Annotated in this window: 17 protein-coding genes and 3 pseudogenes; 6 read left to right on the top strand and 14 right to left on the bottom strand. The window is 67.7% G+C overall.

Annotated features, from left to right (window positions below):
- The first annotated feature begins 34 nt into the window (after nucleotides 1-34).
- Nucleotides 35-865, top strand: coding sequence for a helix-turn-helix domain-containing protein (locus ABH935_RS13260; protein WP_370378159.1), 831 nt, complete (start codon nucleotides 35-37; stop codon nucleotides 863-865).
- Nucleotides 866-991: 126 nt separating this feature from the next.
- On the opposite strand, the gene ABH935_RS13265 is transcribed toward ABH935_RS13260, so the two are convergent.
- A complete protein-coding gene (locus ABH935_RS13265; protein ID WP_370378160.1) occupies nucleotides 992-1,942 on the bottom strand; it encodes an STM4015 family protein in 951 nt (316 codons plus the stop codon).
- 242 nt (nucleotides 1,943-2,184) lie between these two features.
- On the opposite strand from ABH935_RS13265, the gene ABH935_RS13270 reads away from it, so the two are divergent.
- Complete coding sequence (locus ABH935_RS13270; RefSeq protein ID WP_370378161.1) at nucleotides 2,185-3,399, top strand: PucR family transcriptional regulator; 1,215 nt, start codon at nucleotides 2,185-2,187, stop codon at nucleotides 3,397-3,399.
- Nucleotides 3,400-3,428: 29 nt separating this feature from the next.
- On the opposite strand, the gene ABH935_RS13275 is transcribed toward ABH935_RS13270, so the two are convergent.
- From ABH935_RS13275 to ABH935_RS13290, 4 genes are all read right to left on the bottom strand, one after another.
- The gene (locus tag ABH935_RS13275; protein ID WP_370378162.1) at nucleotides 3,429-3,926 is read right to left on the bottom strand and encodes a DUF1269 domain-containing protein; all 498 of its coding nucleotides are present in this window, start codon (nucleotides 3,924-3,926) and stop codon (nucleotides 3,429-3,431) included.
- A 139-nt stretch (nucleotides 3,927-4,065) separates the two neighbouring features.
- Entirely contained in the window at nucleotides 4,066-4,500 is a 435-nt protein-coding gene (locus ABH935_RS13280) for a hypothetical protein (RefSeq protein ID WP_370378163.1), read from the bottom strand.
- 390 nt (nucleotides 4,501-4,890) lie between these two features.
- A complete protein-coding gene (locus tag ABH935_RS13285) occupies nucleotides 4,891-6,432 on the bottom strand; it encodes a sigma-70 family RNA polymerase sigma factor (protein WP_370378164.1) in 1,542 nt (513 codons plus the stop codon).
- 19 nt (nucleotides 6,433-6,451) lie between these two features.
- On the bottom strand, nucleotides 6,452-8,191 hold the full coding sequence (locus ABH935_RS13290) for a CAP domain-containing protein (protein WP_370378165.1): 1,740 nt from the start codon (nucleotides 8,189-8,191) through the stop codon (nucleotides 6,452-6,454).
- Nucleotides 8,192-8,618: 427 nt separating this feature from the next.
- Between ABH935_RS13290 and ABH935_RS13295 the strand changes: the two genes are divergently transcribed.
- Together ABH935_RS13295 and ABH935_RS13300 are read left to right on the top strand one after the other, a co-directional pair.
- On the top strand, nucleotides 8,619-9,179 hold the full coding sequence (locus ABH935_RS13295; protein ID WP_370378166.1) for a thioredoxin family protein: 561 nt from the start codon (nucleotides 8,619-8,621) through the stop codon (nucleotides 9,177-9,179).
- A complete protein-coding gene (locus ABH935_RS13300) occupies nucleotides 9,176-9,718 on the top strand; it encodes a hypothetical protein (protein ID WP_370378167.1) in 543 nt (180 codons plus the stop codon). The genes ABH935_RS13295 and ABH935_RS13300 overlap by 4 nt, the downstream gene beginning before the upstream one ends.
- 50 nt (nucleotides 9,719-9,768) lie before the next feature.
- On the opposite strand, the gene ABH935_RS13305 is transcribed toward ABH935_RS13300, so the two are convergent.
- The 5 genes and pseudogenes from ABH935_RS13305 to ABH935_RS13325 all read right to left on the bottom strand — a co-directional run.
- Nucleotides 9,769-10,176 (bottom strand): SMI1/KNR4 family protein, encoded by a 408-nt coding sequence (locus ABH935_RS13305; RefSeq protein ID WP_370378168.1) that lies wholly within the window; start codon nucleotides 10,174-10,176, stop codon nucleotides 9,769-9,771.
- A 51-nt stretch (nucleotides 10,177-10,227) separates the two neighbouring features.
- Nucleotides 10,228-10,839 carry a hypothetical protein gene (locus ABH935_RS13310; RefSeq protein WP_370378169.1) on the bottom strand — a complete coding sequence of 204 codons (612 nt, stop codon included), beginning with the start codon at nucleotides 10,837-10,839 and terminating at the stop codon, nucleotides 10,228-10,230.
- A gap of 182 nt (nucleotides 10,840-11,021) precedes the next feature.
- Nucleotides 11,022-12,833 (bottom strand): ricin-type beta-trefoil lectin domain protein, encoded by a 1,812-nt coding sequence (locus ABH935_RS13315; protein WP_370378170.1) that lies wholly within the window; start codon nucleotides 12,831-12,833, stop codon nucleotides 11,022-11,024.
- A 52-nt stretch (nucleotides 12,834-12,885) separates the two neighbouring features.
- Nucleotides 12,886-12,987, bottom strand: a complete 102-nt coding sequence (locus tag ABH935_RS13320; RefSeq protein WP_370378224.1) for a cellulose binding domain-containing protein — start codon at nucleotides 12,985-12,987, stop codon at nucleotides 12,886-12,888.
- A 7-nt stretch (nucleotides 12,988-12,994) separates the two neighbouring features.
- Nucleotides 12,995-13,278, bottom strand: a pseudogene (locus ABH935_RS13325) (arabinofuranosidase catalytic domain-containing protein); the annotation flags it as partial.
- A gap of 464 nt (nucleotides 13,279-13,742) precedes the next feature.
- Between ABH935_RS13325 and ABH935_RS13330 the strand changes: the two are divergent.
- Entirely contained in the window at nucleotides 13,743-14,195 is a 453-nt protein-coding gene (locus ABH935_RS13330; RefSeq protein ID WP_370378171.1) for a hypothetical protein, read from the top strand.
- Nucleotides 14,176-14,571: a cellulose-binding domain-containing protein gene (locus ABH935_RS13335; RefSeq protein ID WP_370378172.1), complete on the top strand. Its 396-nt coding sequence runs from the start codon at nucleotides 14,176-14,178 to the stop codon at nucleotides 14,569-14,571. Before ABH935_RS13330 ends, ABH935_RS13335 begins: the two co-directional genes overlap by 20 nt.
- A gap of 29 nt (nucleotides 14,572-14,600) precedes the next feature.
- Here ABH935_RS13335 and ABH935_RS13340 read toward each other — a convergent pair.
- From ABH935_RS13340 to ABH935_RS13355, 4 genes and pseudogenes are all read right to left on the bottom strand, one after another.
- Nucleotides 14,601-15,529: pseudogene (locus tag ABH935_RS13340) on the bottom strand (SDR family oxidoreductase); the annotation flags it as partial.
- A 110-nt stretch (nucleotides 15,530-15,639) separates the two neighbouring features.
- Nucleotides 15,640-16,025, bottom strand: a pseudogene (locus ABH935_RS13345) (NADPH-dependent F420 reductase); the annotation flags it as partial.
- Nucleotides 16,026-16,320: 295 nt separating this feature from the next.
- Nucleotides 16,321-20,025 (bottom strand): tetratricopeptide repeat protein, encoded by a 3,705-nt coding sequence (locus ABH935_RS13350; protein ID WP_370378173.1) that lies wholly within the window; start codon nucleotides 20,023-20,025, stop codon nucleotides 16,321-16,323.
- On the bottom strand, nucleotides 20,025-20,456 hold the full coding sequence (locus ABH935_RS13355; RefSeq protein WP_370378174.1) for a hypothetical protein: 432 nt from the start codon (nucleotides 20,454-20,456) through the stop codon (nucleotides 20,025-20,027). The genes ABH935_RS13350 and ABH935_RS13355 overlap by 1 nt, the downstream gene beginning before the upstream one ends.
- Between the last annotated feature and the right edge of the window lie 58 nt (nucleotides 20,457-20,514).

Below are 20,514 nucleotides of genomic sequence, written 5' to 3' on the forward strand. Positions count from 1 at the left end.
CGCGATGTCTTCACCATTGAGGAGTGAGAACTTCTTGGATCCTCAGGCCACGATCGACGACCTGCCCTCGTTCCTCGCCGGCTGGGCCGGGCGTCCCACTTTGATGAAAACGCCGCATCGGCACGACGACATCGAGGTCAACCTGGTGGCCGAGGGCGGCCCGATGCTGTACCTGATCGGCGGCAGCCTCGTGGAGGTGGCGCGGGGAAGCATCGTGGTCTTCTGGGCCGCGATCCCCCACCAGCTCATCGCGAACAGGGCAGAGCGCGTCCATTGGCTGCACCTGCCCTTCGACCGCTTCCTGAGCTGGGGCCTCCCCGAACCCCTGGTGACCCACCTGCTCTCCGGAGTACCCGCGATCTCCCCACCGTCCCGGGCCGACGCGACCGACCAGGCGAAATTCACCCAATGGGCCGCGGACCTGGCCACCGGGCAAGCCGAGCCACGCCGGATCGCGATGCTCGAAATCGAGGCCCGCATCCGACGCCTCACCATGAGCACCTTCGGAGAACCCGTGCGGCCGGACACCGGAGACGACCCGGCTCTACGCCAAGTCGTCTCCATGGTGCGGCACATCGCCACCCACTTTCGCGAGCCGATCACGATCATGGAAATAGCCGCCGCGGCGAATGTACATCCCACGTACGCCATGACCCAGTTCCGCAAGGTCGTGCGCACCACGATCGGCGACTACCTCAAGCTGCACCGACTCGCCGAAGCCCGTCGCCTGCTGGCGACCACCGATCTGCCGGTGAGCCGAGTGGCGGCGGCATCCGGATTCGGATCCCTCAGCCGCTTCTACCGCGCCTTCACCGACGCGTGCGGAACTCCTCCCGCGCGATTCAGACGTGAGCGACGAGAATAGGCGGCGCGCGGCGAGGTCGTCGCGCAACCTCTTCCAGACGAGGACCCAGGCCGCGTGCGGGCCGAATCCGAGGCGGTCGAACCACCGCGCCGACCACGGTGCAGATCAGGCGGGCACCGTCGCCCGTCACTCGGCGACGGCCACGTAGCGATCGCTGTCCGCGATCCGCTCGGACAGGTCGATCTCGACGCCGGGCAGCGCGTGGCGCAGCCGGTCGCCCATCTCCTGCGACAGGTAGTGGTGGTGCAGGTCGAGTTTACGCAGGTGCCCGAGCGATTGGCCGGCCAGCAGCGCAGCGGCGCCGTCGTCGCTTAACGTCCCCAACGACAAGTCCAGAGTGTGCAACTGCTTGACGATCGGGGCGTCCGCAAGGACTGTTGCGATCGCGTCCTGGACCACCGCGTTCTTCAGCCCCAGGTACCGCAGCTTTGAGAGCTCTTGGCCGGTCAACAGGCTCCTGATGTCTTCGGCCGATCCGGTGCCGCCGTAGTACGGGTCGCCGAAGTAGATCTCAAGGTGCTCCAGTTCCGGGAAGGAGCACTGTCCAATCGAGCGGATGGTCTCGGACGGCAGATTGCCGGCCTGGAGGACCAGCGTGCGCAGCGACTCATGCTTGATCGGGGAAAGGATCGGGACGTCCCTGTCCTCCGGGCCGCCTCGCACCCACAGTTCCTCCAGCTGCGGAAAGCTCTCCAGCAGCGGCGTGACCGGAGGGTTGGCGATCCAGGAGATCTCGATGTCCTGACTACCGACGTCGGCGATGAACACCCGACGCAGGGAGGGAAGCCGATCGGCGGCCGCCACCAGCACCTGAACGGGATGGCCGCCAGAGTCCATCTCGGTGGACCACACGCCGAACACGACGGACTCCACGCGCGCGGCGTCCACACGCCTGAGGAACAAGTCGAACAGTTCCGGAAGGGTGTGGCCGAACTGTGCGCCCCACCGCACGTCACACTCCAGGCGCCATGCGACCGACCGGCCGTCTTCGGCGGCGACCGGCAATGGCGCGTCCGGGTCCAAGGGGAAGGCGACGACGGGGAGCCCTGCGAATTCGATGGTGTGGTCTCTGTTCACGGGCCCTTACTTTGACGTGGCATCGGTAGCCCCGGCAAGGCCGGACCGGCGCCTTGACCAACGCCGGACGAGCGTCCCCCTCTTTCTGTAGTGCCGAACAAAACTCTTCGTTGCGAGATACAGCGACGTCGAGAAGGCCTCGGGACTCCGACAACCGTCTGGCAGCATGAGTCGGTGGGATGCCGCTGTTGGATCAGTTGCTCGCACCATGCGGGCGAAGGCTGAGCTGGAGGCCGATTCGCGTGACGGGCACAGAGTTGGCAGCACTGGCTGCTTGGGCGCAGTCGTGTCTGCCGGAGCTGATCGAGGCCGCGTGCGCCGCGACCGTCGAGCGCATCCCGTTCTACCGCGAAGGCAAGATCGTCGACGCCGCGGAATTGCGCCGCTCGGTCGAGGCGAACATGCGCTTCCTCGTCGGCGCGATCGCCCAGCCGCAGGCACCGCTGGATCTGGAGGCGCCCACGGCGACCGGCCGCCGCCGTGCGATGCAGGGTGCCCCGCTTCCGGAGGTGCTGCGCTGCTACCGCATCTGCTTCACCACGCTGTGGGACGCGCTGGTGGCGCACACCAGCCGTGACCGCGAGCTCGCCGCCGCCGAGGCGCTGTTGTCCACGGCCAGCCTGATCCTGCAGCTCACGGACCAGCACGCGCTCGCGCTCACCGAGGCCTACCGGGCCACGACCGCGCAGCTGATGCTCGCACGCCAGGAACGCCGCGCGGCGATGGTCGAGGCGCTGTTGACGGGCCTGCCCGGTGCCGACACCGGACCGTGGGAAGCCGCGGAACTGCTGGGCCTGCACCGCGAGGGGGTGTTGGTGGTCGTGGCCGCCGAAACCCGTGCCCTGGCCGAGGCGAGCCTGCCTGACATCGAGCGCCGGCTGGCGGACGTCGGCATCGTCTCCGGGTGGCGCCTGACGCCCGCCCAGCAGCTCGGCATCGTGTCAGTACGCTCGAACGGCACCGGTAACGGAAGCGGCTACGGGCAGCTGCTGACCGTGCTGCGCACCACCGCACGGGCGCGCACCGGCATCAGTCCCGCCTTCGGCGCGGTCACCGACACCCCGCGTGCGCTGCGTCTCGCGCAGGCAGCGCTGGCCGGCTTGCCACCGGGCCGCCCCGAAGTGCGACCGTTCAACCCGAGCCCGCTGGCCGCGCTCATGGTGTACGAGTCCGAGGAGAGCCGGAGGCTCACCGCGGACGTGCTCGGGCCCGTCCTCGCTCTGCCGTCGGAGGACCGGGAGATCCTGCTGCAGACGCTCATGGTCTGGCTCGACAACAACGGATCGGCCGAACGGGCCGGAGAGATCCTGCATTGCCATCCCAACACCGTGCGCTACCGGCTGCGACGAGTTCAGGACCTGACCGGACGGGTCCTGTCGGACCCCCACGGGATCGCCGAACTCGCCGCTGCCGCCTACGCCGTGCGTCTGGCCGACAAGTCCCCCAAGTCAGCCTGACGCCACGACCGATCACCGCACAGGTGTGCTCAGTCCACGGAAACGCTCTTGAGCTCGGCCTCGAATGCCTTCAGGTCGGCCACCTCAAGCTTCTTGATCTGGTGCGCCGTGGCCTTCAGCGTCGTAGTCAGCGCGTGGTCGATTTCCGTGGTGCTGATCACGACCAAGCTGGACTCCCCGGCATCGAGCCACTCGCCGAGCTCCTTCAGGTCGTCCCGGGACAGCCCGTGCCACAGGTGCCCGACGAGCCCGCCGGCGGCGGCGCCGGCCACCGTGCTGACGATGAACGCCGGCGGGAAGAGCACCCCCACCAGGGCGCCCACAGCCGCACCGTGCCACGCCGAATGGGCGGCCGTGTGCTCGTGGCGGCGCACGTGAATCCTCTGATCGGCCTCCTTCGTCACCACGGCCGCGTCGTAGGTCCGCAGCACCCCGTCGCCATAGAGATCACGCACAACCTCCAGGTCGGACTTGGCTGCCTGCTCGTCGGCATAGGTGCCGATGTAGACGTAGATCGGTTCTGACATACCTTCACTTCCTCGAAATCGGGCGGGCGCTGAAGCTCACGGGAGGTGCCTCGATCGTAGGTATGCGCCCGATCCGACGTCATTGGCGCCAGCTACGCAATCCTTTGGATGCCGCGACAACAGGCGTCGCTACGACGAGTCATGCGTGGGCTCCCGCTTGGGCCAGGGCGTTGGTTTCCAAGCGCCACGCCAAGGCTTCGGCGTCGGCCGGGGCGACGGCAGCGGTGTCGATGCGCACGGTGACGCGGACCCCGTTCAGGAAGCAGTGGATGGCGAGGTCTACGCCGCGCTCGGCCTGGACGCGCTCGACCACGGCTGCGACGTCCCGCGGATCGACGCAGGCGTGTTTGGACGCGGTCAGAACGGACCTCCGCGCGCGCTCAAGCACCTCTTCGAAGCGGGCATCGGCGACGTCGAGCACACAGATGGCGTTCTGCGCCGCCGTGCACACGACATCGGCCAGCCCGGGACGGAACCGGTTGTCCATCATGGGCCGCACCACGACCGGATCGACCCCGTGGACCTGGTTCACCGTCATGGCGAACAGCGCCACGAACACCGTCGCCGCGTCCACGCCGGTACGTTCGCTGATCGCTTGAACCGCCGGCAGCAGCACGGAGGAGTCGAACTCGCCGTGCCAGTACCGCGGGTCGGTGGCACCGCCGGGGTTGCAGAACCGTTGCGGAGAAAGCCTGCCACCAGGACCCCCAGATGTTGACGACCGTCACCCGGCCTTTGAGCGAGGCGGTGTCCAGTGGCGTGCCGTCCAGAGTGGTGCCGGACAGCGCCGGGAGCACCTTGCGGTCGGCGGGTTTGAAGGTCTCGATGCCGCTGGTGCCGCCGGAGGTGCTGGCGCTGCTGGGCGAAGCGCCCGACGTGTTCGCACATTCGGTGAGCAGCGTGGTCGCGAGCGCGAAAAGCGCCGATGCGGGTAGCAGCTTGTTCATGTCTCTCCTGGTCGACGTCAGTCCGAGAAGTCCTGGGTCATCCACAGGGTGCCTTTGGTGTCTCGGAGCACTGAGATGCCGACGTGGCGGAAGCTTGTGCTGAGGATGTTCTGTCGGTTGCCGTCGTCGGGCGGTCCTGACGCGAGCATGTTCTCGGTGATGGCGACGGCTCTGGCGGCGATGTTCGACGTCGACGTGCCGGAGCAGCTGCACTGCCCGAGGTTCTCGGCGAGGGTCGTCCATTTCACTCCGGCCGCGCTCAGGCGTTGGGCGAGTTCAGGCTCGCCAGGGCAGATTCCTTGCAGGCCGCAGCCGTGGGCCATGGCCTGCGTGTGGGCTTTGGCCGTGGCGCTCAGCCCGTCGCCGCGGGTCAGCGGCGGCAGCCCTTGGCCGGCTCTGGCCCGGTTGATGGCGGCGAGCACCTGGTCTTCCGGCGACAGCGGGCCGTTGACTGTCGGCGAGGTGGTCGGTGTCGGCGTAGGCGTCAACGTGGGCGTGGGCGGTGTGCTTTGCGTGACGGCCGGCAGGGTCGGTGCGGTGCTGGGCTGTGCCGATGTGGCCGCCTGGGCGATGCCGGTACGCGGCGGTGTGATCGGTGCCTGGCCGGAGTTGTTGGTCAGGTTGGGCAGAATGACGATCGTCCCGACGACCGCCGCGGTGGCGGCGGCCACGGCAGCCAGTTTCGCCGCGAGAAGACGTGACCCGTGCACGGCGCCCTGGGCCGCCACAGTCGCGCTCACGGTACGGTGCGTCGCGGCCAAAGCCGCCGCGAGGCCGAGCGGCAACGGCACCAGACTGAGACTGACCAGGAGCCGTTCCGCCGGAACCAGGTCCGCCGCGGCGTGGACGCAGTACTCGCACTCTCTGATGTGCCGGGCGAACCGCTTGCGCCACAACGGTGCCGGCTCGCCGGACCAACTCGCCGACACCGAAGCCAGCTGCGGGCAGCCCGGAACGAGCGCCAGCGCGCGGACCACCCCGCGGGCGATCTCCAGCTGCCCCTTCATCCGGGCCACCCGGACCGTCACCAGATGAGCGTCCAACCGCATGGCGCCGATCATCTCGGCTCGGGTCAGGTGCCCGGCCACGACCAGCCACCACAGCGACAGCAGTTCGCGGTCGTCGGGATCCAGCCAGCGCGTCGCCTCCACGACCTCGCGCCGCTGCCCTGACAAGCCGAGTTCGGTGAGCGTGAGGTCGGCGAAGTCAGCGCCCGGGTCCGCCACCTCGGCGAGCTCCTCCAGCCCACTGGGAAGCGGTCCACGGGTCTGGTAGTGCCCACGGACCTCGTTCATCGCCACGGCGACCAGCCACGACCGGAAACTGGACGGATCACGCAACCCGCGGATGCCCCGCACCAGGCGCAGCATCGTCTCCTGCACGATGTCGTCGACGTCCGAGGCGCGCGCCACGGCCCGGCCGACGATGTTGTAGACCAACGGCAGGTAGAGCGCGATCAGCTCATCCAGAGCCGCGGGATCTCCGGCGCGCGCTTCAGCGACCAACGCGCTGTCCTCGTCGGTCTCGCGGGCAGTGCGCTCACGGGTCGGCCATCGCATGGACACTCCTCCCCTCGGTCTAGTCGGAGAAGTCCTGTGTCATCCACACGGTTCCGGAGGCGTCCCGGTACACCGAGATGCCGATGTGGTGCAAGCTGGTGCTCAGAATGTTCCGGCGGTGACCGTCGTTGGGCGGCTTCTCGGCGAGCATGCTTTTCGTCAGCCCGACGGCCATGGCACCGATGGACGTGTTGTCGACGGCGACGGGCCCGCCTTCACCGATGTTCTCGCCGCACGCGCCCCACCGGACTCCGGCCTGGCTGACGCGCGTGCCCAATTCCGCTTCGCCCGGACACTGATGCGATAGCCCGCAGCCGGCGGCCATCGTCTGGGTATGGGCGCCGGCACTGGTGTTCAGGCCCGAGGTCAGGGTGTACGGCGGCAGGCCCGCCTGGGCCCGGGCCTGGTTGATCTCGGCCAGGACTTGGTCGACGGGGCCCTGCCGTGATGGATCCGGGGAGGTCGGCGGCGTGGACGTCGTAGTGAGGCTTTGAGACGACGGGTCGACGGTCGGATGTGCCGGCGATGTCGTGGTGCTCCCCGACGTCGGGGGCTTTGCGTCGGTGCTCGAAGCGGTCTTCGCCGCTCCAGTCGGCGCGGACGTCGTGGGAGTGTGCGGCGGGGCGGATCCGGTAGGCGCCGTATCGGTTGTCAGGTCCGCCGGGATCGGTGTGCCGGGAACTGTCGATGGGGAACCAGGATGCTGATTCGCCGAGAACGACTCAGCCGCCAGCGGTTTGTGGCCCCCCTCCGACGGCGCGGCAACGTCGGGCAGAACGGTGTAGCCGGTGAGAAGGGCGGCCCCGGCCACGGCGGTGAGCATCGTCTTGCCCGCCAGCGACCCGGCCAGCAGGCCACCGGCACGGTGACGCGTCCGCTTTCCGGTGGCGCGGTGCCCGCCGGCCGGCGGCCTGGTTGTTCGGGCCGACGACCAGCTCGGACCGTCGTGTGCGCCGGCCATGATGTTGCCCGCAAGACCGGTCGGCGGCGCAACCATGGCAAGCCCGTCAAGCACTTGTTCAGCGGGCGCGAGGTACCCAGCGGCACCTCGACAGGTAGTGCAGGTGCGGACGTGTCCGGCCAGGTGCACTCGCCACCGCTGATCCGGTCGACCGTCCCATGCGGCGGCGCTGGCGAACAGGATGGCGCAGCCGCGCGATGCGGTCAGTGCCCGCTCCACCAAACGCGCGGCGTCCAGTTGTTCCTTCAACCTCGCCACCCGTACGGCGGCCTGATGCGAAGCCAGCTCCAGGGCGTCAACGAGCTCGGCACGAGCCAGGTGCCCGGATTCGGCCAGCCACCACAGGCTGAGCAGCTCACGGTCCTCGACATCCGACCAGGCGGCGGCTCTGACGAGCTCTCGCTGCTCACCGGAGAGCCCGAGCCGGCCGGCATCCAGGTCCTCGAAGGCCACGGCCGCGCCGCCGCGATCCGGTAAGTCGTGGCGATCCGGTAAGTCCTCGCGACGAGCTGAGCCGGCGTGTCGGGGCTGCGAGTACCGGCGGACCTGCTCCAGCGCCTCGGCCACCAGGAGCAAGCGAAGGCTGCGCGGGTCGCGAACGCCGGGCAGCGCACGCAGCACCTGCAGCATGGCGTCCCGCGCGACGTCGTCGATGTCGTCGATGTCAGCCCGCCGGGGCAGGGCGCGGCCGACGATGTTGTAGACCACAGGCAGGCAGCGCTCGACCAGTTCGGCCCGCGAATCCGGATCTCCGATCCGGGCCGCGGCCAGTACTGCCGTGTCCGACTGCTCGATCATTCGTGCCACCGCGCTTCCCGCTCTGTCCCTGTCCGGTCCTGCTTGGGAGACAACGGCAGCAGGCCGTGGGTCACAGAAAGTTCGGTGACATGTTCGAGCCGCGGTGCCGGAGCCGTATCTCGGCCGGGCATCGGCGCACTCTCGGCGGATTTCTGTGACGTCGGCCGTTCCGCGCGATCTCCAGTACGAGGAAGGCTGCGGCGATCCCGGACCCGCGGCCGGCTGACCGACCTACCGTTCAGGAGCCGTCATGCGCAGGTCCATATCAATATTCGCAGTGGGAGCGGCCGGCGCTCTGCTCGCGGGCTGTGCCTCCGCCTCTCCGTCGCCATCCGCCGCCGCCGCTGCCGCAGGCGCAGGCACCTCCGTCACGGGGACAGTGGGACAGTCCGATCCGGCACCCACGTCCGACACCACCTCGACATCCGTGACGCAGTCATCGTCGGCGCCGCCCACGACGAAGCCCACACCGACGAAGCAGACAACTTCGACGCCACCGCAGACCACCAAGCCGACCTCGACGAGGCCCACGCCCTCCACGCCGACTTCGACGAAGCCCAGCCCAACCCACACCACCACGCCGACCAGCCACCCCACCCCCGGATCGACCCCGACCTCCTTCGGCTACTCTCCGACGGCCGACGCGAAGGCGCAGATCGCCGCCGCCCGCGCCGCCGCCGAAGCCGACGGCCGGGAGGTGTTGCTCGACTTCGGGGCCGACTGGTGCGGCAACTGCGTCGCCATGGACCACGACTTCCACGCCCCGGAGGTCCAGGCCGTCCTCGCGGCCTCCTACCATCTGGTGCAGATCGATGTCGACACCAACATGTCAGCCATCTCTCCCTACGACGACTCCAGCAGCTTCGGGCTACCGGTCCTGATCGTCCTCAGCCCTTCGGGGAGCATGCGCGTGGACACGAACAAAACTGGGAACCCCAGCTTCGACCAGTCCGGGTTCCTGGCCTTTCTGAAGAAGTGGGCCGCATGAAAACAACCCGGCCCACAGCCATCGGTGCTGTAGCAGCTCTCCTGATCGCGGGCGCCGCAACCTGGTTCGCCACCCGGTCCGACACTCCGAAGCAGTCGACCGTGGCACAGTTCACCAGCCAGGGCGTGACAGTCACCATCACCGTCAAGGATCACGCGGCATCCCACGCCACGATCGTCGCGACCTTCGCCCCGCAGAAGCCAGGCTTCCACCTGTACAGCGCCGACCTCCCCGCCAACGGCATCCAGGGCGTCGGGCGACCGATCAAGGTCGTGCCACAGGGGAAGCTGCACGGCACCGGACCTCTCACCGCGAACGTCAAAGTCCTGACGCTGCCGCTCGCCGGAACCAACCTCGCGCTTCCGGTGTACCCGGACGGGCCGGTAACGGCCGAACTCCCGGTCGCCCTAGACGGCGACGGCGCCGCCACCCTCCTGGTCAGCTACGCCGCCTGCAGCTCCAACGACTGCCTGCCACCGGTCACCGATCACCCGATCGACCTGGAAGTCAACGGCTCCGGCATCAGAGAACGGGCCTGAAGATTCCCAGCGGCTGAAGCGCGTTGCGTGCGAGGCGGGGAGACGGACCATCACGTCCACTCCCCGGCTCGCAGTCGCCGCCGGAAGTCAGGACAGAGCGATTCGATCCAAGACGCGAAGTCCACGGACTCGACCTCGAAGTCCTCAGGACCCAGATCGCCCAGGTCTGACGAGAACACGGCGGAGCACGGATCGTCGGCATGCAGGAGAAACCCGCGGCCACCACTGTCGTCGCCGATGAGGACGAAACCCGGTGCGTACTGCGCGACTTCGAAGGTGGTGTTGCGTTCGCCGATGCACCCAGCTGAGTACACGGTCACACCAGCATCGGTGATCAGGCCGTCCGTCACCTTCCACAGCGCCACCAGCGGATCTGGAAGGTGCAGCCCAATCTCCGCCCAAGCACGCTCTACATCAGCCGATGTAGCCGCCGTCGACCCGGGAACCGCCTCTGTCATGTCGAAGCCTCTCCTTCGCCGTGCCGGACTCGCAGCTCCGGAAGTCCGAGATCAGCCTCGGCTGCCCTCGCTTACGAGGGCTGGCTGATGCTGCAGTAGCGCGAGCAGCCGCGACTGCTCGCGTTTCAACGTCTGGAACGAAGTCTGCAGGTAGTTGCTGACGTCTGCGTCAGGGAAGTCTCCCGCGACTGACACGTGATCGGCGGAGGACACAGAGCTGAACCCGTCCTGTGCCCACGTGGCGAGGATCGGTTCGTAGCAGGCCACATGTGCGCACAGGGCAAGGAGCGGTTCGGGAACTCTCTCCTCAAGCAGGAGATCGGCGTGGGAGACGATGGTCTCGACCATTCGACGGTTCAGCGGCATGAAGACCGTTGATACCCAAAGGCGCCAGGTGGCCGCCTCCTCGGCCGAGGCGGTGACGTTGCCGCCGGCCGAGCCCTGCCACGGAATCCCGTACCTGGCAACGTACTTCCGCCAAGCTCTGCCGACCGCTTCCGACTGGGCGTAGAGCGGGCCGTAGAGCTCGCTGAGCTGACGGTTGACCCTCGCGAGCTGGTCCTTGCGCCGTTCAAGCCTGAGATTCGTCGCATAGGTCGCCAGATAACCGGCAGCCGCTACGCCCACGGTGACGAGTAAGGGGACGATGACACTCCAATGCACGGAGCATCACGCTACATGCGGGCGGACGCCTGTGCGTTCGCCAGTGCCGGCTGGGTGCGGCGAGCTCGCCGCACCCAGCCTGGCTGTCCGTGGCTACTGCCGGGACCACTGCTGGGCGGCGACCAGGGCGCCCAGCAGCACCAGCGAGGCGACGACGCCGGTGCCGCGACGCCTCACGCCCCTCACGCCGGCTTCCACTCGTAGGTCGCGATGCCGTGGCCGGGCAGCGAGTCGCTGAACTGCTGGCCGCCCCAGCTCGTACTGAAGGACTGGGTCGAGCCGGAGGTGTTGTCGACGATCAGGACGAGCGAGCCGTCGGGGTTCTGGAACGCCACGTTGTCCAGGCTCCCGGTGGTGGTCGAGGCGATGCGCTTCGCACCGGGGAGCACGAACTTGCTGAAGTGGCCGACGGAGTAGTACCCGGCGTTGTAGGTCACGTTCCCGGTGCCCTGGTTGACGGTGACCAGCGGGGTGCAGGCATTGCAGCCGCCGGGGATCACCGGGCCGTTGTTCTGGTCCTGGGCGATGTTCCACATGGTGGCGGTCCGCGCCCAGTTGCGGGTGCTCTGGATGAAGGTCTCGATCGCGTTCTGCGGGTCGATGCCGTCGGAGCATTCGGTCTCGTAGTTGTCCTTGGTCGGGAACGCCGCCTGCATGGTGCTGATGGCGTTCAAGCCGCCCGCGTAGCAGTGCCAGGACGTTCCCGCCAGGTACTTGCTCGCCGCCGCGTCCTGCATCAGCGGTTCGGCGTAGCTGCCGAGCACGTTGGTGTTGAAGTCGGTGCCCAGGACCGCGGGCGACAGACCCGCCTGCGCCAGCGCGGGGCCGAGGTTGTTCGCGATGAAGGTCGCCTCGTTCTGCTCGCTGAACTGCATCCCGGGGTAGGCGGTGGCGTAGGACGGCTCGTTCTGCGGGGTGATCGCGGAGATCGGGACGCCCTGCGCCGCATAGCCCTGCAGGAACTTCACGAAGTACTGCGCCAGCGGTCCATAGCTCGACGGCAGCAGCGATCCGGCGTTGTTCACGTTGTTCATCTGGCCGTTCGTCTTCATCCACCCCGGCGGGCTCCACGGGTTGGCCATCAGCTTCAGGCCCGGGTTGAGCGTGAGCGCTTCCTTGAGATCAGGGATGATGTAGCCGAGGTCGTGCCCGATCGAGAAGCTCGCGAGCGCCGGATCGGGGCGGGTCCAGGCCTGGTTGGTCTGGCCGTTGCAGGACCACAGTTGCACCAGCGCGCCGTTGGCGGCGGACGCGCCGGAGACGTCCAGGCACAGACCGGACTGCACGCCGGTGATGGTGCCGTTGATGTTGAGTTTCCACTGCTGGTTCGTCTGGCCGTTGCACGTATAAAGGATCACCTTGGTGCCGTTGGTGGTGCCCTTGCCGTTGGCGTCCAGGCACTTACCGGCGATTTGCAGCTCGGAGGCGGTGGTGTAAGAGAACTGCTGGTTCGCGTTTCCGCTGGTGCAGTCATGGATGGAGACCTGTACGCCGTTCGCGGTGCTGCCGGAGTCATCCAGGCAGCGTCCGGAACCCACACCGACAGTCGTGCCCGTGGAGACCCCGAGGTTGTCGTCGTACGAGTACGGCTGCGCCGTGGCGGAGAAGTCCGACGAGCCCATCGGGACCCGGAGCCAGCTCATACCGATGCCCTGACTCGGGTTGAACAAGGCGTTCATCAGGTTCGTGTGCGCGGTACTGCTCAGTCTGTTGGACAGCAACCAGGCAGAGCTGTCCGTCATCGCGGCTCCGAAGCCCACGATGCTCTGGAACTTCTGCGTGTCGTCGACGCTGATGGTCCCCGAACCGGATGACGCGGAGAAACCGAGGTCTGTCTGCTGGGTCAGGTGCTGGCTCAGGTCTGATGTCGTCAGCCACTTGTGGACCGCCTCGTTGGCGGCCGAGGCCGGTGGCGCCGGCATCACCATCAGCGCGAGCCCGAATATGCCGGCCAGTGCACTGGCCAGGCCGGTGCGGCGTATTGCTCGTGCCATCTGTGTCAAGCCTCTCGGTTGAAGAATCGTCCGAAGCCCTGGCATCACCGGGTCAGGAACACGTCGCTCCGTTGACGGTGAAGCTCGACGGGGAGGTGTCGTTCGCGGTGAACGTGCCCTGGAAGCCGAAGGAAGTGTTCGCTCCGGGGGCGATCGAGCCGTTGTAGGCGGCGTTGGTGGCGCTGACGCTCTGGGTAGATCACGGTGATGACGCAGGTCGTGTTGGCGCAGAAGGAGTCCTGCGCCGCCGCGTTGGCATACCCGCCGGCGCTGGTCACGCCGATGTTCGCGGTGGTGTTGTCCGACGAGCGCCGGACTTGGTAGAGGTTGCCGGAGTAGGCGCCGTAAACGCACGCGTAGTGCTGTGCGCGGCCACGCACGGCGTGCCGCCGGAAGCGTAGACGTCGCAGGGTCCTTGCGTGGCGGCCCGCGCGGTCCCGCCCATCACCCCCAGGCCGGCCAGGGCCAGCGCCGCGGCGCTCGGAGGCTTGAGCGCGGTCGCCGCCGTAACGGGCACTGCGAGCGCCAATGCTGCCGTCGCAGGAAGGAAACGGGTCAGAAGCAGTCGGAAGCGCATGAGAAAGACTCCCTGCGTGTCTCATCACATAGCGTCAGCCAGAGCGGCAACGCGGCCGATACACATGGGATGTCTTTAGCCCGGACTGCATGGCGTGTCCAGGAAAGGCGTGCGACGCGCCGCCCTTGATTCCGGACTGCTATCCGAGTAACGGCACTTCAGGGCGAATATCGATCGAGTGTCCGGCGTTGATCGATGATGGATCTTTGATCGAAAGTTTCATTATCAGGACGGAGCGATTGGTTCGTCATCCCATGATGCCGGGCTGAGGGTGACGGCCGGCCGTCGACCGGGTCCAGGACGAGGAGAGCCGAATGGTACGCAGGCTACTGATGTCAGTCCTCGCCGCGGTGCTCCTCGATCCGGGCCCGGCCTACCCGTTCACGATCGCTGCCGGTGGCACTTACGAGCTCACCAACACCTACGGAACTCCGGGGTCCAGATGCCAGCCGACCTCGCTGCGCATGAGCGTGAACGTGAGCGTGAACGGCGTCGTCGGCACGGTCGGCACCGCGTCGGCCACGCTGCGGTTCGCCCCAGCGTGCACCGGCAACGGCATCGCCGTCGACCTGTTCTCCTTCAGTCCGGCGGCGGTCGAGCCCACCGCGAACTCGGCGCTGACCCTGGTCCGGCACCGGCACGCCGCCCGGCTGCCCCTCCCTGAACCCGGACGAGTTCGAATACGCGATGGCTCCGGGTGCCCTGTCCACGACGGGTCGCGCGTACGCCGCCCCGACCGCCAGCTGCCTGGCCACCGGGCTGCACGTGACTGCGGACGTCTATGAGGACTACTCGCCGAACAAGGTGGCCGGCGCCGACGCCGATCTCGTGATCACCCCGCCGGCTCCCAGCGTCTGCCACATCACCTTCACCACCACCTACTGGTCCGGCGGGTTCACGGCCAACGTCACGATCACCAACAACAGCGCGTCCGTGATCAACAGCTGGTCGCTGGCCTTCAGCTTCCCGGGCGACCAGAAGATCACCAACGCGTGGAACGCGAGCGTCGCGCAGAACGGCACCAGCGTCACGGCCGCCAGTCTCGGCTACAACGCCTCCATCGCACCCGGTGGCAGTCAGTCGTTCGGGTTCCAGGGCACCTGGGCCCTCGGCGGCGCCTCGCCCACTGCGTTCTCCGTGAACGGCGCGATGTGTTCCTGATCGGCTGACCGCGCACTGCGGGGGCCGTTGGCGGGGAAGTAGTGGCCGTTCTCCAAACCGGCGAGCAGGCCGGGCTGGGTGGGTTCCCACCCGAGCGTCTGGCGGGTGATGAGGTTTGACGCCGGGTAGCTCTGCGTGACGATGTTCGCGAGGAACCCGAAGTATCCGGGCACCATCAGGACGTCCGCCGGGATGCTCACGACGGGCAGGCTCAGTCGGCTGCCGATGGCCTCGGCGATGTCGCGCAGCGGGATGGCGCCGTCCGCGACCGCGTGCCAGTAGCTGCCTGCCGGGCTCTTCTCCAGCGCCAGGCGAAACACGGTCGCGACGTCGCGGGCGTGCACGGCGTTCCACTGGTTGGTGCCGTCTCCGGGGTAGCCGACGACGCCCTTCTGCTTGGCGATCGCGATCAGCTGTACGAGGAAGCCGGCTTGATCGGTCGTGCTGTGCGCGATGTTGGCGATCCGCACGATGGAGGACCGCACTCCTTGCTCGGCCAGGCCGATGACGGTGGTCTCCACGATGTTGCGAACCCGCAGCGTGCCCGTGTGCGCATCCCCGCCGGGTAGGGCCGGGTCCTCTTCGGTGGCCGGCCGGCCCAGGCTACCGGGCGAGCCTATGCTCCCGGCGGCGACCAGCGGCTTTGCGGTTCCCGCGAGCGCTTCGCCGTAGGCGAGCATGATCGGGACCTCGGCGGCGGCTACGGCGTCGATCCCGCCGGAGGCGAGAAGGTCTTGCCTGTACGCGACGTGGATGACGCCGTCGGAGTCCGTGGCCGCCGCCTTGAGCCCGTCGAGATCCTTGAGGTCGCCACGACACACTGTCGCGCCGAGCGCGGACAGCGACATCGCAACCGCGTCCGAGCGCGCCAGGGCGGTGACTTCGTGCCCTGCGGCGACGAGCTCGGGATGATGTATGAACCGGTATGGCCGGTCCCGCCCGTAACGAAAACGCGCACGACTTTTCCTTGCATGAGTAGGTGGCAGGGCATGAGTAAGTGGCAGGCTGCTTTGCCCGTCGCAGAGCGGCGGAGCTGATGTGATGCGAGAAGTGGTGGTGCGGGCGTGCTCAACCGGCGAGGTTGATGCCGAGGGAGAAGTCGAAGTTTCCTACGCTATGGCGGGCGAGGCTGATCATCACCAGGCCCGTCCCTTCCAGCCGGCGCGCCACCCGCAGACCGCCGGCGTCCAGCGGGCGCAACCCGAGGGTCTCGATCAACGTTGAGACGCTCGTCTTGGCCTGCGCGTCGTCGCCCGCGAGAACCACGTCCAGCGGGCCGCCCCGGGCCAGGATGTGGCCGAAGACGGTGTTGAACGCCTTCACCACGTTCGCGCTCGGCGGGGCCCCTTGGCGATCTCCTGTGCACCCGAGGTGTCATCGCCTGTGACCAGCCCGGTGGCGTCGGGGTTGGAGGTGTTGGTGATGTCGATGAGGACCTTGCCGGCGAGCGCGTTGGGAACTATGAAATGTGGCAGCGTGGCGGCCCTGCCGCCGCAAAGCACGGGTGAGCGGTTCGGCTGACAACAGCAGCGCCAAGCGTGGGCACGTAGCCTCACGCAATGTCAATGGACTGCCACTGGACGACGATCGGGATCAGTGAATGAGACTGTGGAGGTTAAGCAGGATCATTGCATGACCGACGGCACGCGCCCGAGCAGGATCGGCGCATAGCAGAGGCCGAGGATTGCCACGCCTTGGCCGGCACGCGCCGCCCGCACCGGCGCGGCACACAGTCCGGCCAGTTCTCGCTCAACGGCGCCATCTTGCAGGTTTCGCTGCCGGTCGTCCGCGCTTGGCACTCTTCGCACGCCCCGCATTGTCGATGGCGGTGAGTTCGTGGGCTGCCGCCCGCACTTCATCTATTTCCACATCCGCCGCCAAACGGACCTGAGCGAACACAATGAGCGCGCGCCTCAAGATCGGCACGAAGGCCGCGCCTTGGCCCTTGACCAGGCGGCGACAGATTGCCAGCGCCTCGCTGGTCAACGCCAGGGTCTCCAATGAGCGTTCCAAGCCCTGAAGCGCATCGCTGAGATTCAGCAGCGCCATGGCGAGACCAGGCAAGTGAGCCGCGGAGTCGGTCTCCACCAGTACGCGATAAAGCGCTACCGCCTCCTCGATCAAAGGCAGGTCGTGCGCCCGGCGGCGCGCCTCCGGAGGCAGGGCGCCGAGGTTGTTCAGCGCCGCAGCGAGTCCGGGCAGAGCGGGATCGGGCCCGGCCAGGCGGCGATAGATCATGATCGCCTCCTCGGTCGGCGGCAGGCCCTGCCTCCACCGACCGGTCTCCAGGTACACGCCGCCGAGGTTGGCGAGCGTCTCGGCAAGGCCGGGCAGGAACTCATCGTCGGCCTCGGCCCCGAGGCGGTGCACCTCCACCGCCTCCTTGAGAACCAGGAGAGCCTGGTTCCACCGCCTGAGGTTGACCAGCAGAGTACAGAGGTTGCGAAGCGATCCGGCGAAGCCGGCTCGGTGGGCAGCGGGGTCGCTCTCGGCCAGTGGGCGGTAGGACTTCACCGCCTGCTCGGCCACCGGCAGTCCTTGTTCGAACCGGCCTGTCATCCAGAACACGCCAGCGAGCTCGCTCAGCGCCATAGCGAGGCCGCGGTCGGAAGCCGGGCTGACGCCGGCCGATTGGCGGCAGATCGTCACCGCTTCCCGGGCCGGCCGCAGTGCGAGCTCAGCCTGCCCCGCAGCCCGAAGACCGTGGCTGAGCACTACCAGCGAGTGAGCGAGCTTGGGCACGTGCTCGGTGGGGTTGGTCTTGGCCAGCCTTCGCTGAACTACCACAGCCTCCTTGGCCGGCGGCAAAGAATCCCCCGGTCGGCCCTCCTGTTCGAGCAGGGCGGCGTAGTTCTTCAGCGCCATAGCCAGATCGGGCAGATGAGCAGGATTGTTCTCAGCCAATCCGCGACCGATGTCCACTGCCTCGCGGAAGAGCATTAAGGCCTGCTCAACCTGGCCCGACTGTCCGAGCAGAGTGCCGAGATTGGACAGCGCCCGGACGAAGCCCGGCAAGTGGGCAGGGTTGACTTCGGCCTCCTGGCGGTAGAGATCGAGTGCCTCCTGCGCCGGGGACAGCGCTTCCCCCCACTGACCCGTCTCCGTCTTCGCGCTGGCATGGTTGGTGAGGGCCAGCGCGAGGTCGGCGAGGTATGCGGCGGCGTTGGCTTCGACCAGCCGACGATGGATGACAACTGATTCATCGGTGGCCGACTGCGCCTCCTCCCACCGGCACAGCCGCGCAAATTGGCCGCCGATGTTCGTCAGCGCCATGGCGAGGCCAGGTAGATGGGCTTCTGGGGCGTCCTCGACGAGTCGGCGCCAGATCGCCACCGACTCCTCGGTCGTGGACACGGCTTCCTCCAACCGTCCCACTGCCGTAAGTCGATTTCCCAGATTGCCCAACACTGTGGCGAGGAACGCCAAGCGAAAGGAGTCGGCGTCAGCGAGCGTACGGAGGATATCCGCAGCTTCCTCGGTCGTGGACAGGGCCTCGTCCCACCGGCCCACTGATGACAGGCGTACGCCCAGACTGGCCAGAGCAGCGCTGAACTCTGACAGGTGGCTGCCGGGATCGTCCCCAACCAGCGCACGGTATAACTCAACCGCTTCCTCAGTGGCGGACAGGGCCTCCTCGTGCCTGCCTACTCTGGCCATCATGTCGCCGAGTAGCTTCAGCGCCCACGCGAATTGAGGCAAGAAACCGTCAGGGCTTGGATCACCCTCCGCGATCAAGCGATTGAGGGCCACCGCCTCCGTCGCCGCAATGAGCGCCTTCGCGACCAGGCCGGCATTCGCGTACCGGACACTGAGGTATTCATAGAAGGGCGCCCGGCCAGCCGGATCGCGCACTTCGGGCAGAACCCGTTCGGCCCAACGCTCGGCGATAGCAGCAATGCCGAGGTCAAGGTCGAAGTGAGGACCTTCCGGCAGGATGTGGTGAATCTCCCACAGGACGCCCCAGTCGAGATCGGGGATCTCCGCCAGCGCGCTGAGAACAGCACTGCCCGCTGTGACTGCAAGGCCGGGATACTGCCGCAGCAGCGGGTAGAGATGTCCCTCGCCGACATGCGGCCAACGCTTAGTGGTCTCGATCAGTACCGTGAGCGCCTGGCTACTCCAAACCAGTGCCGGATCGTCCTCTGCCTGGCCGTCTTCCGTTTTCGGAGCGAGCAGTCTGTACGGAGCATCCTGGGCCCAGGGGTCGGCGAGGCCGTCCGGCTGCCCGATGTCCGGCGTGCTGAGAGCAAGAAAGTCTTCGGCCAGCAGGTCGGGATAGAGCGGCTCAAGTACGCTGCGCGACGGATCGCGAGGTGGGTAGAGCAGCTTGTGGTCCTTCAGAACCAGGGCGATCGCTTCGGGTCCGCCGCTAATCCCCAACTGGTCCAGAACACGAGCAGCGTCGCTATACGCAGCAGGACCGGTGAGTATCGCCGCGTAGACCGCGCGGCCGAGCGTGACGCCGTCAGTACGGACCCGGCCGGTGTCTTCGGGCGGCAGGCTGCTCCACGAGGCGTGTTCCCGACTCAGCAGATAGGCGGAGACCCGAGCCGGATCCGTGGGTGCGTCCTGACCCCGGCGGGACGCGTCGACCGCGGCGAGCGCAGCCATGTGCACGGCCAGAACGAGTCGGTAGTCCCGGTGGGAGAGGTCCACGGTTCCGCTCGTTTCGACGCTCTGAGCACCCATCGCTTCAGCGAAGCGTTCGCGCGCGCCGGCGAACAGCCGGGCCCGGTCGGCGAGGTCCGCCGCCAGCGGCGACAGCTCGTCCAGCACATCGTTGTCGATCTCTTCGTTGCTGAGTTTGAGGGAGACCACGTCCCACCAGCCCCGGGCCGAGCGCGAAAGCAGGAGAACCCGCACCCTCGTACCCGGCGCGACAAGAGTCTGACGGCGGAGCAGGGCGAGCAGCTGTGTCAGCGGCCAGCGCTCGGCATAGTCGACCACAAGCAGCACACCGCGATCCTCGTCGCCGCGCAGGGGCCCGGGGAGCACGGCCACCGGTGCGGCCGGGTCGTAAAGAGCCTGCCATACCGCCCAGCCCGCCTCCGCACTTTCCTGCGCGAGGTGCGCCGCCAGCCGCGTCTTCCCGGATCCCCCCTCGCCGTGCACCAATCGGACCGAGAGCCCGGCGGTGCGCTCATCGTCACGCCAGGCCCGCAACGCCTCCATCTCAGCCTGCCGTCCGGTGAATCCGATCACGCCGCGCCAGGCTACGAGCAACAGGCTCGGGCGGGCGCGCGCCGACTCGATCGGCAGCGGTTCCTTCGGCTCGGCGGCGAACGGGGCGAGGCGGAACTCGCGGCGTACCTGCTCGATCGTGACGCTGTCGGCCCGACCGATGACGGTCAGATCGCCGAGGACCGTGGAACCGGTCAACGACTGGCTGATCGCCGCGTCGGCCGTGCCGGACAGGTCGGCCGCATCCGCCGGCTTCGGCTTCTTTCTGGGCATCAGGGACCGTTGGAGATCTCGACGTCCCCGTCGGCCTGGCCGATGATCGTGCTGTCCCGGGCTGTCATCCGATGCACCGCCTGGGAGGTCGAAGCATCCACTACCGGACCCGGAAGAGGCGCCGCGGGCACTGCCGGAACGGCGGCCTGCGGCGACGACGCACCGATGCGGACGTTGCCCGCCCGGCCGATGACGACGGAGCTTCCTACGACGCCGAGGTCTTCGATCACCTGAGTCACCGACGGGGACGGCTTCGGCGCGACGAGCCCGTACACGGCAACGACCAGACCCAGCAGCGCCGCGATCGCCGCGGGCACGCCAAGGTACTGATTCGCTTTGTCCAGTCCCACCCACGCCACCACGGCGACGGCGCTCCCCGCCACGAGCAAACCCGACCCCGTCCACACCGCGACACGTGCCCGCCCAGTCATGCGTCCATCATCGACCCGCTACGGGGACCGGTCTGTACTTCGTCGAGGTGTCGTTTCG

The organism is Catenulispora sp. GAS73 (genome assembly GCF_041262085.1).
In the GTDB taxonomy this organism is placed as follows: Bacteria; Actinomycetota; Actinomycetes; order Streptomycetales; family Catenulisporaceae; genus Catenulispora.

What these genes read in the sequence shown, in the direction of transcription:
- ABH935_RS13275 (WP_370378162.1), bottom strand. Translation starts at nt 3,926, where the DNA reads ATGTCAGAACCGATCTACGTCTACATCGGCACCTATGCCGACGAGCAG.
- ABH935_RS13285 (WP_370378164.1), bottom strand. Translation starts at nt 6,432, where the DNA reads ATGCGATGGCCGACCCGTGAGCGCACTGCCCGCGAGACCGACGAGGAC.
- ABH935_RS13290 (WP_370378165.1), bottom strand. Translation starts at nt 8,191, where the DNA reads ATGATCGAGCAGTCGGACACGGCAGTACTGGCCGCGGCCCGGATCGGA.
- ABH935_RS13300 (WP_370378167.1), top strand. Translation starts at nt 9,176, where the DNA reads ATGAAAACAACCCGGCCCACAGCCATCGGTGCTGTAGCAGCTCTCCTG.
- ABH935_RS13305 (WP_370378168.1), bottom strand. Translation starts at nt 10,176, where the DNA reads ATGACAGAGGCGGTTCCCGGGTCGACGGCGGCTACATCGGCTGATGTA.
- ABH935_RS13315 (WP_370378170.1), bottom strand. Translation starts at nt 12,833, where the DNA reads ATGGCACGAGCAATACGCCGCACCGGCCTGGCCAGTGCACTGGCCGGC.
- ABH935_RS13330 (WP_370378171.1), top strand. Translation starts at nt 13,743, where the DNA reads ATGTCAGTCCTCGCCGCGGTGCTCCTCGATCCGGGCCCGGCCTACCCG.
- ABH935_RS13350 (WP_370378173.1), bottom strand. Translation starts at nt 20,025, where the DNA reads ATGCCCAGAAAGAAGCCGAAGCCGGCGGATGCGGCCGACCTGTCCGGC.
- ABH935_RS13355 (WP_370378174.1), bottom strand. Translation starts at nt 20,456, where the DNA reads ATGACTGGGCGGGCACGTGTCGCGGTGTGGACGGGGTCGGGTTTGCTC.